This window comes from Methanocaldococcus infernus ME (assembly GCF_000092305.1).
In the GTDB taxonomy this organism is placed as follows: Archaea; AGJL01; Methanococci; order Methanococcales; family Methanocaldococcaceae; genus Methanocaldococcus; species Methanocaldococcus infernus.
In genome coordinates this window covers 43,046-57,265 of sequence record NC_014122.1, presented here as the reverse complement: position 1 = coordinate 57,265, position 14,220 = coordinate 43,046, and the positions used below count along the sequence as shown (strand labels likewise).

The 14,220-nt window shown below is 34.2% G+C and carries 16 protein-coding genes; 9 read left to right on the top strand and 7 right to left on the bottom strand.

Annotated elements, in window-relative coordinates; translation table 11 throughout:
- The first annotated feature begins 108 nt into the window (after positions 1 to 108).
- From METIN_RS00300 to METIN_RS00270, 7 genes are all read left to right on the top strand, one after another.
- Positions 109 to 798, top strand: a complete 690-nt coding sequence (locus METIN_RS00300) for a helix-turn-helix domain-containing protein (RefSeq protein WP_013099480.1) — start codon at positions 109 to 111, stop codon at positions 796 to 798.
- 14 nt (positions 799 to 812) lie between these two features.
- On the top strand, positions 813 to 1,850 hold the full coding sequence (locus METIN_RS00295) for a hydroxymethylglutaryl-CoA synthase (protein ID WP_013099479.1): 1,038 nt from the start codon (positions 813 to 815) through the stop codon (positions 1,848 to 1,850).
- Positions 1,851 to 1,852: 2 nt separating this feature from the next.
- On the top strand, positions 1,853 to 2,896 hold the full coding sequence (locus METIN_RS00290; RefSeq protein WP_013099478.1) for an ATP-binding protein: 1,044 nt from the start codon (positions 1,853 to 1,855) through the stop codon (positions 2,894 to 2,896).
- Entirely contained in the window at positions 2,893 to 4,068 is a 1,176-nt protein-coding gene (locus METIN_RS00285) for a thiolase domain-containing protein (protein ID WP_013099477.1), read from the top strand. The genes METIN_RS00290 and METIN_RS00285 overlap by 4 nt, the downstream gene beginning before the upstream one ends.
- 107 nt (positions 4,069 to 4,175) lie before the next feature.
- The gene (ftsZ, locus tag METIN_RS00280) at positions 4,176 to 5,264 is read left to right on the top strand and encodes a cell division protein FtsZ (protein ID WP_013099476.1); all 1,089 of its coding nucleotides are present in this window, start codon (positions 4,176 to 4,178) and stop codon (positions 5,262 to 5,264) included.
- A gap of 101 nt (positions 5,265 to 5,365) precedes the next feature.
- Positions 5,366 to 6,130 (top strand): precorrin-6A reductase, encoded by a 765-nt coding sequence (cobK, locus tag METIN_RS00275; protein ID WP_013099475.1) that lies wholly within the window; start codon positions 5,366 to 5,368, stop codon positions 6,128 to 6,130.
- Positions 6,111 to 6,782, top strand: coding sequence for a biotin--[acetyl-CoA-carboxylase] ligase (locus METIN_RS00270; protein ID WP_013099474.1), 672 nt, complete (start codon positions 6,111 to 6,113; stop codon positions 6,780 to 6,782). The genes cobK and METIN_RS00270 overlap by 20 nt, the downstream gene beginning before the upstream one ends.
- Here METIN_RS00270 and METIN_RS00265 read toward each other — a convergent pair.
- The 7 genes from METIN_RS00265 to METIN_RS00235 are packed head-to-tail and all read right to left on the bottom strand — an operon-like array spanning position 6,766 to position 12,542.
- Complete coding sequence (locus METIN_RS00265) at positions 6,766 to 7,476, bottom strand: Nif3-like dinuclear metal center hexameric protein (protein ID WP_013099473.1); 711 nt, start codon at positions 7,474 to 7,476, stop codon at positions 6,766 to 6,768. The two genes, METIN_RS00270 and METIN_RS00265, sit on opposite strands and share 17 nt — an antisense overlap.
- 6 nt (positions 7,477 to 7,482) lie before the next feature.
- A complete protein-coding gene (locus METIN_RS00260) occupies positions 7,483 to 8,271 on the bottom strand; it encodes a nucleotide-binding protein (protein WP_013099472.1) in 789 nt (262 codons plus the stop codon).
- A gap of 2 nt (positions 8,272 to 8,273) precedes the next feature.
- Entirely contained in the window at positions 8,274 to 9,398 is a 1,125-nt protein-coding gene (mfnA, locus tag METIN_RS00255; protein ID WP_013099471.1) for a tyrosine decarboxylase MfnA, read from the bottom strand.
- The gene (locus tag METIN_RS00250) at positions 9,386 to 10,552 is read right to left on the bottom strand and encodes an RNA ligase (RefSeq protein WP_013099470.1); all 1,167 of its coding nucleotides are present in this window, start codon (positions 10,550 to 10,552) and stop codon (positions 9,386 to 9,388) included. Before METIN_RS00250 ends, mfnA begins: the two co-directional genes overlap by 13 nt.
- A gap of 6 nt (positions 10,553 to 10,558) precedes the next feature.
- Positions 10,559 to 11,116, bottom strand: coding sequence for a pyridoxal 5'-phosphate synthase glutaminase subunit PdxT (gene pdxT / locus METIN_RS00245; RefSeq protein ID WP_013099469.1), 558 nt, complete (start codon positions 11,114 to 11,116; stop codon positions 10,559 to 10,561).
- Positions 11,113 to 11,550 carry an adenylyltransferase/cytidyltransferase family protein gene (locus tag METIN_RS00240; RefSeq protein ID WP_013099468.1) on the bottom strand — a complete coding sequence of 146 codons (438 nt, stop codon included), beginning with the start codon at positions 11,548 to 11,550 and terminating at the stop codon, positions 11,113 to 11,115. Before METIN_RS00240 ends, pdxT begins: the two co-directional genes overlap by 4 nt.
- 11 nt (positions 11,551 to 11,561) lie before the next feature.
- Entirely contained in the window at positions 11,562 to 12,542 is a 981-nt protein-coding gene (locus METIN_RS00235) for an AI-2E family transporter (protein WP_013099467.1), read from the bottom strand.
- Between the two features lie 22 nt (positions 12,543 to 12,564).
- Here METIN_RS00235 and METIN_RS00230 point away from each other — a divergent pair, with 22 nt between their 5' ends.
- Together METIN_RS00230 and METIN_RS00225 are read left to right on the top strand one after the other, a co-directional pair.
- Positions 12,565 to 13,551, top strand: a complete 987-nt coding sequence (locus METIN_RS00230) for a glycosyltransferase family 4 protein (protein WP_048203246.1) — start codon at positions 12,565 to 12,567, stop codon at positions 13,549 to 13,551.
- Complete coding sequence (locus METIN_RS00225; RefSeq protein ID WP_013099465.1) at positions 13,539 to 14,219, top strand: HDIG domain-containing metalloprotein; 681 nt, start codon at positions 13,539 to 13,541, stop codon at positions 14,217 to 14,219. Before METIN_RS00230 ends, METIN_RS00225 begins: the two co-directional genes overlap by 13 nt.
- Position 14,220 lies beyond the last annotated feature (1 nt).

Genomic DNA, 14,220 nt, shown 5'->3' with positions numbered 1-14,220 from the left:
CATTCAAGAAGTTAAATTAATACCCTCCTACGGCGTTAGCTATAAATTGTTTCAACAAAATCATAAATATTTTATATCTTGAGCTCTAAATTCAATCCTGTGAGAGATATGGAGAAGGTAGCAATCTATATAATTGGAGATATTGTTTTATCTGAATGTCCTGGAAGTGTATTAAAAAAGTGGAGGAAACTCTTTAATATCCAACAAACTGAGTTAGCTAAATATTTAAATGTATCTCCATCTGTGATAAGTGACTATGAAACAGGAAGAAGAAAAAATCCAGGGGCAAGCTTTATAAGGAAATATGTCCTTGCCTTAATTGAGATAGATAAAAATAAAGGAGGAAAAACTGTTAAGGCTTTAAAAAGAATGCTTGAAAAGTCACCATCAATGAGAGCTATCTTAGATATGAAGGAATATCCAAAACCTATAAGCTTAGAGGAGTTTGTAGAAACCATTGATGGCACTCTTTTAACAGAAGGAGATGCTCAAATTTATGGGCATACAGTTATAGATAGCTTAAAAGCCATTAAAGAGCTGAGTGGGGAAGAGTTTTATCATCTCTATGGCTGGACTACTGAGAGAGCCTTAATCTTTACAAATGTGTCAAGTGGTAGAAGCCCTTTAGTAGCTATAAGAGTTTCTCCAATGAAGCCAAGGGTTATAGTTTTACAGGGAATTTTAAAAAATAGAGTTGATAAATTGGCTATAGAGCTGGCTAAGATAGATAAGATTCCCTTGGTTGTCACAAACTTAGATATTGAAGAGCTAATTAAAAGGCTAAGTGAAATAGAATAAAAAGAGGGAGAGAAATGGCATATATTGTTGGCTATGGCTCTTACATTCCAAAGTATAGGATTAAAGTTGAAGAGATAGCAAGGGTTTGGAATAAAGATCCAGAGGCTATTAAAAAGGGGTTAGTTGTTTATGAAAAATCTGTTCCTTATTTAGATGAGGATACAGCAACAATAGCAGTTGAAGCTGCAAAGAATGCCTTAAGGAGGGCTAAGATAGATCCAAAGGATATAGAAGCTGTATATGTTGGAAGTGAAAGCCATCCATATGCTGTTAAGCCAACAGCTACAATTGTAGCTGAAGCTATAGATGCCACTCCAGAGCTAACAGCTGCTGACTTAGAGTTTGCCTGTAAGGCTGGAACTGCAGGAATTCAGATGTGTGTGGGTTTAGTAGATGGTGGCTATATAAAATATGGCTTAGCCATTGGTGCAGACACAGCCCAAGGGGCTCCAGGAGATGCTTTAGAATTTACTGCTGCAGCAGGAGGAGCAGCTTACATTATAGGGAGAAAGAAGGGGATAGCTGAGATATTGGGAACTTATTCATTTACAACTGACACTCCTGACTTTTGGAGGAGAGAAGGAAGACCTTACCCAAGACATGGAGGGAGATTTACAGGAGAGCCTGCTTACTTCAAGCATGTTATGAATGCTGCTAAGGGATTGATGGAGAAGATGGGAACTAAGCCAGAGGATTATGACTATTGTATATTCCACCAGCCAAATGGTAAATTTTATCTTAGAGTTGCTAAGATGCTTGGCTTCAAGGAAGAGCAGTATAAGCTTGGCCTTCTCTCTCCTTATATAGGGAATACTTACTCAGGAGCTGTTCCTTTAGCCTTATCTTATGTTTTAGACAACTGTGAGGGTGGAGAGAGAATATTAGCAGTTTCCTATGGTAGTGGAGCTGGAAGTGATGCCTTTGACATAGAAGTTAATGAAAAAATTAATGAAGTTAAAAACTTAGCTAAGCCAACATCATACTATATTGAAAATAAGGAATACATTGATTACTCCTTATACATAAAGTTTAGAAGAAAGATCAGGGTTTAATCATGAAATTCTTTAACCGAGAGAAAGAGATTAAGAAAATTTTATCTATATTAGGGGAAGAGCCAGATGATATTTATTTTATTTACGGGCCTATTAATAGTGGAAAAACAGCTTTAATTAACGAAGTTATTAATAAGCTTGATGAGAAATATGTAGTGTTTTACATAAACCTTAGGAGATACTTTATTTCTAAATATGAAGATTTTATAGAGGTTCTCTTTGAGGAGTATGAAGAGGATAAAGATCCTATTGAATTGGTTAAGAGCTTAGTTAAAGATTCTTCCGTTCTTTTTGGAATTCCTGTTCCTAAGAACGTTTTGGAAGTATTATTAACAAAAAAAGAAGAGAGGAATGTTTTTAGGTATATAACTAATATTTTATTAGAGCTTAAGAAAGAGGGAAAGAAGCCGATAATTATCTTAGATGAGTTACAGAAAATAGGGGATTTAAAAATTAACGGCTTTTTGATTTATGAGCTTTTTAATTACTTCATAAGTTTAACTAAAGAGCTTCATTTATCTTATGTATTTTGTTTAAGTTCAGATTCTTTATTTATTGAGAAGGTTTATAGCGAGGCGATGTTAAACGGTAGAGCTAAATATTTATTAGTTGATGACTTTGATAAAGAGACTGCTTTAAAGTTTATGGATTTTTTAGCTAAGGAAATATTAGGTAAAGAACTATCAACTGAAGAGAAAGAATTAATTTATTCCTACGTTGGAGGGAAACCAAAAGATATAGTTTATGTTATAAAAAGCTTAAAAACTGATGATTTAGAGGAAATTTTAGACTATTTATTAAGCGATGCTAAACAAAAACTAAAATACTTCTTAGAAGACGTTAAAGAGGAAAATGAAACTCTTTATAAAGAAATCTTGGACGCTTTAAAAGTATTCAAAAATAGTTATGAGGTTGAAGATATAACAATAAATAAAAAAGTTAGAGAGCTCTTAGTTAAAAAGAATATTCTATTCTTAGATCCTATTAAAGGAACTTTAAAACCTCAAAGCTTCTTAGTCTGGAGAGCTATAAGGGTGATGTTATGAGAGATGTAGCTATTATTGGATATGGACAAACAAAGTTTGGAGAACTTTGGGAGAGAAGTTTTAGAAGCCTAATAGTTGAAGCTGGGGTTAAGGCTGTTGAATCAGCTGGGATAGATGGAAAGGATATAGATGAGATGTATATAGGTAACATGAGTGCCGGCCTCTTTGTTGGGCAAGAGCATGTAGCCTCTTTAATAGTTGATGAAGCTGGCTTAAATCCAATCCCATGTACAAGAGTTGAAGCAGCCTGTGCCTCTGGAAGTTTAGCTTTAAGGCAAGCTATCTTAAATATAGCAAGTGGCTCTTCAGATATTGTTTTAGTTGGTGGAGTAGAAAAAATGACTGATGTGGTTGATCCAACTAAAGCTATATCTTCAGCAGCAGATCAGGAGTGGGAAGCTCTGTTTGGAGTAACCTTTCCTTCCCTCTATGCTATGATGGCTATGAGATATATGTATGAATATAACTTAACTTTGGAAGAGCTTTCTATGTGGAGTGTCATTATGCATGAACATGCTTCCAAAAATAGATATGCTCAATTTCCATTTAAGGTTACATTAGAGCAAGTTCTTAACTCTTCTCCAGTTGCAGAACCTTTAAGGTTACTTCACTGCTCTCCTGTTTCTGATGGAGCTGCTGCTCTTATACTATGTGAAGCTGAGAAGGCTAAGGAATTTGTTAGTGAGGATGAAATTATTTATATAAAGGCTTCAGCTCAGGCTTCAGATACTATAGCCCTACACAGTAGAGAGAAGATAACAGAGCTAAAAGCTGCTAAGATAGCTGGGGAAAAGGCTTATAAGATGGCTAAGATAGAGCCAAGTAAAATAGATGTAGCTGAAGTTCATGACTGTTTTGCTATAAATGGCTTAATCTTGTTGGAAGATTTAGGTTTCTACAAGAAAGGAGAGGCTGGAAAAGCTATTTATAATAGGGAAATAAGTTTAGAAACTGATGGCTTAGTTGTAAATCCAAGTGGTGGCTTAAAGGCTGCTGGCCATGCCTTAGGGGCTACAGGAATAAGACAAGTTGGGGAGATTTACTGGCAATTAAAAGGAGATAAGGAAGTTAAGGATAGACAAGTTGAAATTAAAAATGGTTATGGCTTAGCAGCAAATGTTGGTGGAACAGGAGGAACTGTTTGTATTCATATACTCTCCAACAAAAGATAAATACTTAAAAAGTGTTATATATAACATAAACTAATTGCTAAATTTTTATAACTCATTTTTTAAGCTAAATCAAAATTTAAAGATTACAATAATTAAATGTGGTAAGTATGAAATTAGTAAGAGATGCCTTATCAAGAGAAACTCCAACAGTTAATACAGATTTTGGGGAAGCAAGGATAGTTGTAGTTGGTTGTGGAGGAGCTGGGAATAATACAATTAATAGGCTTATGGAACTTGGGATTCAAGGAGCTGAGACTATAGCTATTAATACAGATAAGCAACATTTAGAAGTTATACAAGCTCATAAAAAGATATTGATAGGAGCTTCATTAACAAGAGGTTTAGGAGCTGGAGGTTATCCTGAGATAGGTCAGAAAGCTGCTGAGATGGCAAGGAATGTTATTGAGGAGCAATTAAAAGGAGCTGACTTAGTTTTTATAACTGCTGGAATGGGAGGAGGGACAGGAACAGGATCAGCTCCAGTTGTGGCTGAGATAGCTAAGGAGTTAGGGGCAATAGTGGTTGGAGTAGTGACATATCCATTTAAAATAGAGAGAGCAAGGATGAAGAAGGCTGATGAAGGAATTGAAAAGATGGCTAAGGTTTGTGACACAGTAATTATAATAGATAATAATAAATTGGTTGAACTTGTTCCAAACTTGCCAATAAATGATGCTTTTAAGGTGGCTGATGAGATAATAGCCCAAGCTGTTAAGGGGATAACTGAAACCATAACTGTGCCAAGCTTAATAAATATTGACTTTGCTGATGTTAGGGCTGTAATGAAGAATGGCGGAGTGGCAATGATTGGGGTTGGAGAAGTTGATCAAACAGATAGAGGAGATAGAGTACAAAATGTTGTTAAGGAAACCTTAAACTGTCCATTGTTAGATGTTGATTATAAAGGGGCTAAAGGAGCTTTAATACACATAACTGGAGGGCCAGACTTAACATTGAAAGAGGCTAATGATATTGGAGAAGGGTTAACAAAAGAGCTCTCTCCAGATGCTAATGTCATCTGGGGAGCAAGGATAGAGAAAGAGATGGAAGGTTGTATAAGGGTTATGGCTATCATTACAGGAGTAAAGTCTAAAAATATCTTAGGGAAGGATATAGTAACAGATAATAAGAAGATTATTCCTAAAACCTCAAATGTTAAAAGAGATAGAATTGGAGGAATAGACTTCATTGTCTAAAATCTTTAACCCCCGGGAAACCGTGGGAAACGAGCTTTCCGGCGCGATGAGTTTCCTCGCGCTCCCCCGGGGGACACTCTCTCTTAAAAAATGTGAGGGCTATGAATATCTTACTCATGGGAGGAACAGCAGAGAGTAAAACTTTAGGAGAAGAGCTTAGAAAAAATTTAAAGAATCTTTTTTTAATTTACACTTCAACCACCAACTATGGAGGAGAGCTTGCTAAACACTTTGCCAATATAATTATAAAGAAACCTTTAAACTTGGAAGAGCTAAGGGCTATTTTAAAAGATTATAAAATTGACATCTTAATAGATGCCACTCATCCTTTTGCAATAAATGCAAGTAAGAATGCTATTTTAGCCTGTAAAGAGGAAAATGTTGATTATATAAGATTTGAAAGAAAAAGTGAAAGAATAACTCATGAGAAAGTTAAATACTTTAAAGACTTTGATAGCCTACTTAAAGAGGCTAAGGGATATAAAAGAGTTTTTTACATGGCTGGGATTAAAAATTTAAAAAGAGTTGTTGATCACTTAGGAGAGGAAAAAGTAGTAGCAAGAGTCCTTCCTATATCTGTGCCAGAGGCTCTTAATATTTTGCCACAGAAGAATATTGTGGCTATGTATGGAACCTTTTCTAAGGAGTTGAATAAGTATTTAATTTTAGATTATGGTTGTGAAGCCATCATAACTAAGGAGAGTGGAGACACTGGAGGCTTTAAAGATAAGGTTCTTGGAGCCTTAGAAGCTGGAGCTGATGTTTTAGTTTTAGAAAAGCCTAAGTTGGAATATCCAATCTATTTTAATGATGTTGATAAACTTATAGAGTATATAAGGGCTAAGTATGAAAATAATAAAACTTAAGGAAGTGGATTCAACCAATGAGTACGCTAAGAAGCTAATTGATGAAGGAGAAAGTAACTTTTTAGTCATTGCTGATAAGCAATATAGGGGAAAAGGAAGGTTAGGAAGAACTTGGCTCTCAAAGCCTGGGGGTCTCTATTTTTCTATAGTTTTGGAAAATAAGTTTAGTTACATTTTCCCTATTCTAATCCCTATCTTAATTATTAAAGCTATTGATGTAGATGCCAAAATAAAGTTTCCTAATGACATAGTCTATAAAGGAAAAAAGCTCTCTGGGATTTTGATAGAGCATTATAAAGATAAGATAATTGTGGGCATAGGGATAAATGTAGAGAATGACTTAGAGGGGTTAGATGTAGCCATCTCACTAAAGGAGATTAAAGGAGAAGTGAAAAAGGAAGAAATCTTTAACAACTTCCTAAATTTATTTTTAGAATATTATAAAAAGCTATTAAGTGGAGAAATAAGAGAGGAAGAAATTTTAAAAGAATATAAAAAATTGTCAGAGACTATAGGGAGATATGTTAAATTAACCCTTCCCAATGAAGAGGTTAGAGGGACAGTATTTGATATAGACTTTGAAGGAATTAGTTTAGCTACTGAGGAAGGGATAAGAAAGTTTCCTATTGGAGATGTTAAAAATCTAAGGTAATGAAATTAAGGTTAAGCTCTTCAATAAACTTCTTTAGCCCATAAACTTCAGTATGGTAGTGGGTGGCATCTACTAAGCAGATGTCTAAATCTTCAGCTAAGATTTTTGCATGATGGGTTAGATCTCCAGAGATGAAAACCCTTACTCCTTTCTCCTTACAAATCTTTATTAACTCCTCTGTTAATCCCTTCCCAGAGAGAACTGCAACTTTAAACTCTTCCTCTTCACAGCTTCCAACAACAACAGGTTTAGTTAAGTTCTCTTCAGTAATATTTAGTAGCTCTTCAAAAGAGCCTTTAAAGGTTCCAATTCTTCCTAAGCCATTGTCTAAGAGAGGCTCAACATCCTTTAAATTGTATAGAGAGGATAGGGCATCATTTAAATAACTAATGTCTAAGTTAGTATGGGCTGAGTAAACAACCATATCATTTTTAAATATTAAAGACAGCTTCTCATAAACTAAGCCATCAACCCTATTTATTGGCTTAAAAAATAATGGGTGATGAGTAAATAGAAAATCTACTCCTAAGTTAGAAGCTTTTTCAATAACCTTTAGAGAGGGATCTAAGGCTACTCCTAACTTACTAACCTCTTTTTCCAATCTTCCAACTTGTAAGCCAACATTGTCCCAATTTAAAGCTAACTCCTTTGGAGCTTTACTCTCTATTAGTTCAATAACCTCCTTAGCCAACATGATGAATCACTTCAAATATTTTAAAGCCAACTCCTTTAGCTCTCTCTTACTTAATGGCATTGGCTCTCTCTTCTCTCTATTTTCATAAATTTTCCTTGCTAACTCTTTATAAATTTTAGCTATATCACTATCAGGAAAGGCTTCAATAACAGTCTTTCCTAAGACTTCAGACTTAGCTACTAATGGAGAGTTTGGAATCTTTCCAATGTAATTAGTATTGATTCTTTTACAGAATTCTTTAACAACCTCTTCATTGTCATAAGAACCTCTAACATTATAAATAACCCCTGACAATTTATTTTTTAGCTCTTTAACTCCCATAGCAATATTGTTGGCTGCATAAAGAGACATGTAGTCAGATGAAGTTATGATATAAACATCATCTAAGAACCTTAAAGGTAGGGAGAAGCCACCACAGACAACATCTCCCAAGATGTCATAGAGAACAATGTCAATATCTAAATTTTCAAAGACATTTAATTTTTTTAATGTTTCTATAGCCACTATAACCCCTCTTCCAGCACAGCCAACTCCTGGCTTAGGTCCTCCAGCTTCAACACAGTAAATATTTTTTCCTCCCTCTACAACAATATCTTCAATCTTCACACTTCTTTTCTCCCTTAAGACTTCTAAGACAGTTTTTATATCTTCCTCTCTTAGTAAAGCTGTACAATCAGCCTTAGGATCACAGCCAATAACTAAAACCCTATACTCCTCAGAGAGGGCCTTGGCTATATTACAAACTGTTGTACTCTTCCCTATTCCCCCTTTCCCATAAAACCCTATCTGTTTCAAGCTCAATCCCTTTTTACTTCTTTTAACACTTCTATAAAGTTGTCTATATGCTCCTCTCTTATATGAGGCATTACCACTATCCTCAAAGCCTTGGCATTGAAACAAACTGAAGGATAATAACCCATCTCCTTTAACTTCTTACAAGTTTCTATATGATTCTCATCTTCAATAGCAATAATATTTAAGATAGGCTCTAAAAGAAGCTTAAATCCTTCTCTCTCCAACCTCTCTTTAAAATAAAAGGTTCTGTCCATAACTTCCTTAACCAACTTTTTCAACCCTTCCTCTCCAAAGTATCTTAACAAACCATAAGTGCAAGCTGCTCCAAACCCTGGCCTTGTTCCTAAGATTGTGGCTTGTTTAGTTTCAGTTAAGTAAGGAGCATCAACTTCCAAGTATCTTTTATAAGAGCTATTTTTAAAAATAATTCCTCCTGCTGGGATAGGACAGAGAAGCATCTTATGGGGGTCAATAGTTATAGAATCAACATTTAAGGAGAAGTCAAAAGTGTAATTAATCTCCTTTCTCCTATACTCTTTAGGTAAGAATGGGATGACAAAGCCTCCAAAGGCAGCATCTACATGTAAATAAATATCATTCTCCTTAGCTATCTCACTAAGCTTCTCAATGTTGTCAATGGTTCCAAACTCTGTAGTCCCAGCTATTCCAACTATTCCATCAACTTTATAGTCTTCAACATAGTCTTTAACAAACCTCACATCAATCTCATAACCCTTAGTTAGAGGAGCATAAACTAAATTTAGATCCATCATCTCCTTAGCCTTCTCAAAAGAAAAATGGGCTGTCTTAGGTAAAATTATAGTTCTCCCTTTCATCTTCTTTACAACTCTCATAGCCAATAAATTCCCTTCAGTTCCTCCACTGACAATAAAGCCATAAGGTTCTTTATTTTTTAAGATTTCTCCTAAGAGTTTAACAGCCTTCTCTTCCAACAATTTAGTCCCTTTAAATAGTCCAGGATCTCCAAGATTTGTTTCTAAGAAAAGAGAAACTATTTCCTTAGCCAATGGGTGGATAGAAGAGCACATAGAGCCAAATATTCTACCCTCTGAATATTTAATGTCAAGTTCCCTAAATCTTTTTAATTCCTCTATTACTCTCCCCAAAGAGTTCCATTCAGATATGCTAACACCTTGTCATTTGTTTTATTATAAACCTTACCAATTAAAACCTTTAACTTACCATTAAGCTCTTTAATATCCTTTATCTTAACCAAGATCTTAACCTTTCTCAAGAATTCTAAATATTCATAAAAGTCTTCTTCAGAGTCAAAGATTAATTCAATGTCCTCAGTAACTCTTTCCCCACTGGCTATTTTTTCAATAGTTTCAGCCATTGGTAATATTATGGCTTCACCTATATCCTTAGCTCTCTTCTTCCTCTCTTCCAAGCTTTCCCTAAATTCATAGCTCATAAATCCCTCTCTAACCACTCTACTAAATAGAAAGTCTAACCCCATATCAAAGAAAAATTTAAAAGCCTCTCTTAAGTCATCACACTGAGTATAGTGGGTAGTGTATTTTAAAGGAACTACATCCATATTAGGGTCTTTTAAAACAACCCCTTCTCTCTTTTTATGCTCAAGCTCTTTAATAATTTCTTTTATCTTCTCATGTGCTTTCTCTTTATCAACTATAGCCAATGGCTTTACATGTGGCAATTTATATATATTACAAAGCTTTAACCTTTCTTCAACAGTTAAAGACTTATTACTTTCCCTCTCCTTTATATCAAAGATGTAGAAGGCTAAATTTTCATCCTCTTGCTGAGCCTCTTCATAGAACTTTGGGGTGTAAGGATTATTTAACCCTATCATCTCTCCACAGAGCATGTAGTTAGGATACTCCTTTAATATGTCAAGCTTTAAGTATTTTTTAACCTTCTTTGTTGTGAATGGGCAGATGTAGCCACTTCTTGTTAAGGCAAAGAACTCATCATTTATATAGACAACTCTAATGTTGTAACCATTTAGTTTTTCTTCAATTACAACCTTATCTATAAAATGCTCTTTTATTGTTGGATATAGGGTTAGAGCCCTATAGGTTTTAGGATAACCTCTTACAACATCCAAGTTATCATTTAAAAAGACAACTGTTCCTTTTTCAATGTGTTTAAACTCTTTTTTAAATAGCAATATTTTAGTGTCTTTATATTCATACTCTCTTAAAATCTTCCTCTTCACAGCTCTACTTATATCTCTAACCTCTAAATTTAATTTCTTGGCTATGTTCTCTAAGCTATATGCCTTAACTTCAGCCATAATTTCTCACTTATAGACACATTCTTTTAAGAAGTAGTCATAAATCTTATAGCCATCTTCAGACAGTTCAGGATGAAAGGATAGAGCCATAAATTTATCTTGTTTAACCCCAACTATCTTATCATCATTCTTAGCTATAACTTCAACATCATCACTTAATATTTTATCAACTATTGGAGCCCTTATAAAGACTCCATTAATTTTTCCTAAGCCCTTAACCTCTATTTCCTTCTCAAAACTCTCCCTCTGTCTCCCATAGGCATTTCTCTTAACAGTTATGTCCATAAGTTCTAATAGTATTTGATTAATTCCTGTTCCTTTGGATAGAAGAACCATTCCAGCACAGGTTCCTAAGATTGGGACAGTCCCTTTTTTTAATACATCTAAGAAGTTATATTTCTTCATCAACTTTCCTATTGTTGTACTCTCCCCTCCAGGAATAATTAAAGCTTCAACATCCTTTAAATCTTCAACCCTCTTAATCCTTTTCCCTTCATATCCAGCTCTTTTTAAAGCTTCTAAGTGCTCTTCAACAGCTCCTTGTATAGCTAAGACTCCTATCATTCTTTCCCTCCATATCTTTTAAGGATTTCTTTAACAATATCATAAGAGCTATGGAATGGACATTTAATATATTTGTTAAACCTTACTATTTTAGGAGATAAGTCATACTTCTTTAATTCTCTCTTCAACTCTTCCTCATCAAATGTTCTCTGATCAGGACCAAGAACAATAATGTCAGGCTTTAACTCTATAATTGGCTCTAACTTATTGTTTAAGCTTCCAAGTATGGCTTTATCAACAGGCTTAAGAGCTTCAACCATGGCTCTCCTCTGCTCTTCAGGGATAATTGGTTTTCTACCTTTAATTTTCTCAACTGTTTTATCCCTTGCAACAATAACTATTAACTCATCCCCTAAGCTCTTAGCAAATTTTAAAAATTCATAATGTCCAGGGTGTAAGATGTCAAAGGTTCCAGCAGCTACAACTCTTTTCATCCTTTCACAGTTTAAATTTTTTTGTCCCTATATTTGGCCAAGTAAAAGGCATTTAAAAAACCAACAATTAAAGGACCTATGGCAAAGCCAGCTAAGCCAAGGGTTAGAGGAGCTATAAGAAAGGCTATAACAACAAGTATAGGATGTATATCAGTGGAAACTATATGAGGCCTTAGTATATAATCAGGGATTATATTTAAAAAGACAATACAAAGAATAAGGAAGAATAGACCTTTTATAGGATTAGCTAGAGCTATATAAAGAGATGCTGGTAAGTAGATGATCCAAGCTCCAATGATTGGTAGGAAGGCAAAGATTGCTGTTAAAACAGCTAAAAGTTCTGGGTATGGGATGGAGAAGAGATAATAGATGATGAAGGCTAAGAAACCTATAATAACTGAGAGGAACAAGCAACTAATAAATAGACTCTTATATATCTCATGCAAGTATTTTAATAAAATCTCTACTTTATATTCATACTCAGTTGGAGTTATCTTTAAAATTACATCCTTTATTTTCTCTCCATCCTTTAAAAAGTAGTATGTGCAGAAAACAACCATAATTAATTTTAAGGCAAGATCAGAAAGATATAAAATTTTCTCTGGGATAGATGAAATTAAAGAAGATAAGTATGTATTTATATACTTAAAATATTCTGGTAGAAGTTTGGAGAGATATTCTAAGTTAATATTGTATTTTAAAAGTAGGTTTATGTAATAATTAATGTCTAAGGATAAGATTAACTTTATTAGCACTGAAATACTATAAATAAATATTAGAATTAGAGGAACAATAAAGAGAGCTATGGCTAAGAAAGAGCTAACTGATGAAGAAAAGAATTTCCTTAAAAATTTGTAGATTGGTAAGGCCATGTATGAAAAGGCTATAGCATAGGCAAAGACATCAAGATAGGGAATGATCATATAAACAAAGAATAACATTAAACCTAAAATGAACAGCTTTATAAACACTGAAAACTCTTTATTTCTCATAGTTATCTCTCTTGTGATTGTTATGAAGGTTTTAATGCCAACTATTTTTTATCCACACATAGGGGGAATAACTATTCATGTAGAGAACATTATAAAGAGATTGAAAGATATTGAATTTCACATCTTGACATATGATTATTATGAACCTAAGTATAATAATGTTGTTATTCATCAAGTCCCTCACTTGAAGAGGATGAGAGGCTTAACATACTTAATAAATGCTATAAGGATAGGAAAAGAGATTCTTAAAAAAGAGGATATAGATTTAATTCACTCTCACTATGCCTTTCCTCAGGGTTGTGTTGGCTCTTACCTTAGAAAATATTGTCCTCACATCCTTACTTTACATGGTAGTGATGTCCTCTTCTTAAGAAAATCTTTCTTAGGAAGGCTATTTTTTAACTACTCTCTTAGAGGAGCAGATAAAATAATCTGTGTTAGTAAGTACTTAGCTTCTCAGATAGATAGAGAGAGTGTAGTTATTTACAATGGAGTAGATGAGGGGAAAAATTTAGGAGATCATGGATTTGGCTTATATGTGGGTTCATTTGTTAAGCAGAAAGGATTAGATTTATTATTAAAGGCTATTGAAGGGATAGACTTTAAGTTTAAAATTATTGGAGGGCTTGGAAAAAATAGGGAGAATATAGAATACTTAGGAAAGCTAAGTCATGAGGAAACCTTAAAATATATGGGAATGTGTAGCTTCTTAGTAGTTCCTTCAAGAGTTGAAGGCTTTGGAATTGTTGCTTTAGAGGCTATGGCTTGTGAAAAGCCAGTTATAGCCATGAACACTGGAGGACTTAGAGAGATAGTTATAAATGGATATAATGGATTTTTGGTTAATGATGTAAAAGAAATGAGAGAGAAAATTAAGCTATTAATTGAAGATGAAGACTTAAGAAAAGAGTTAGGAAGAAATGCTAAAAAATTTTCAAAAAAATTTAGTTGGGAAAAAACAGTTAAAAAAGTGAGAGAGGTTTATGAGGAGATACTATGGAAAGATTGATAGAGTTGGCTAAGGAGATAAAAGATGAGAAGTTAAGGGAGAAGGTTATAGAGTTTATAAAGAATCCTAAGGCTACTCATCCTGAGGTTAAGGATACAGGAGTTAGCTTAGAAGAGGCTCCAGCAAGTATTAACTGGCACCATAGATATGAAGGAGGTTTAATAGAGCATACTGTTGCTGTGACAAAGTTGGCTTTAAAAATGGCTGATGTCTTTGAGGAGGTTTATGGAGTTAAGGTTAATAGAGACTATATTATAGCTGGCTCTCTACTTCATGACATTATGAAGCCTTACAACTACATAAAGACAGAGGAAGGGTTTGATCACTATGATCTCTTTAACTTAGATCACTTAACCCTTGCTGTAGCTGAACTTTATAAAAGAGAGTTTCCTTTAGAAGTTATTAAAATAGTGGCTTCACATCATGGAGAATTTTCCCCAACAAGGCCCCAGTCTATTGAAGCCTATATAGTTCACTATGCAGATGAAACTGATTCAAAAATAAATGATGTAGCTGTGAGAGTGTGCCAAGCAAGGAGCAAAGATTTGGGAATTGATGAGCAAGAGATATATAAGGCTATAAATCCACTAAAAGTTTATGAAGTTAGAAGTAAGGAAGGAAAAAATAAAGTTATAGAGTTTCTAAAGAATCTCTTAAATTTAGATTAAA

Coding starts and splice junctions, on each gene's coding strand:
- METIN_RS00290 (WP_013099478.1), top strand. CDS start 1,853: ATGAAATTCTTTAACCGAGAGAAAGAGATTAAGAAAATTTTATCTATA.
- METIN_RS00225 (WP_013099465.1), top strand. CDS start 13,539: ATGGAAAGATTGATAGAGTTGGCTAAGGAGATAAAAGATGAGAAGTTA.
- METIN_RS00270 (WP_013099474.1), top strand. CDS start 6,111: ATGAAAATAATAAAACTTAAGGAAGTGGATTCAACCAATGAGTACGCT.
- ftsZ (WP_013099476.1), top strand. CDS start 4,176: ATGAAATTAGTAAGAGATGCCTTATCAAGAGAAACTCCAACAGTTAAT.
- METIN_RS00240 (WP_013099468.1), bottom strand. CDS start 11,550: ATGAAAAGAGTTGTAGCTGCTGGAACCTTTGACATCTTACACCCTGGA.
- METIN_RS00250 (WP_013099470.1), bottom strand. CDS start 10,552: ATGGCTGAAGTTAAGGCATATAGCTTAGAGAACATAGCCAAGAAATTA.
- pdxT (WP_013099469.1), bottom strand. CDS start 11,116: ATGATAGGAGTCTTAGCTATACAAGGAGCTGTTGAAGAGCACTTAGAA.
- METIN_RS00285 (WP_013099477.1), top strand. CDS start 2,893: ATGAGAGATGTAGCTATTATTGGATATGGACAAACAAAGTTTGGAGAA.
- METIN_RS00265 (WP_013099473.1), bottom strand. CDS start 7,476: ATGTTGGCTAAGGAGGTTATTGAACTAATAGAGAGTAAAGCTCCAAAG.
- METIN_RS00230 (WP_048203246.1), top strand. CDS start 12,565: ATGAAGGTTTTAATGCCAACTATTTTTTATCCACACATAGGGGGAATA.
- METIN_RS00295 (WP_013099479.1), top strand. CDS start 813: ATGGCATATATTGTTGGCTATGGCTCTTACATTCCAAAGTATAGGATT.
- METIN_RS00300 (WP_013099480.1), top strand. CDS start 109: ATGGAGAAGGTAGCAATCTATATAATTGGAGATATTGTTTTATCTGAA.
- METIN_RS00235 (WP_013099467.1), bottom strand. CDS start 12,542: ATGAGAAATAAAGAGTTTTCAGTGTTTATAAAGCTGTTCATTTTAGGT.
- cobK (WP_013099475.1), top strand. CDS start 5,366: ATGAATATCTTACTCATGGGAGGAACAGCAGAGAGTAAAACTTTAGGA.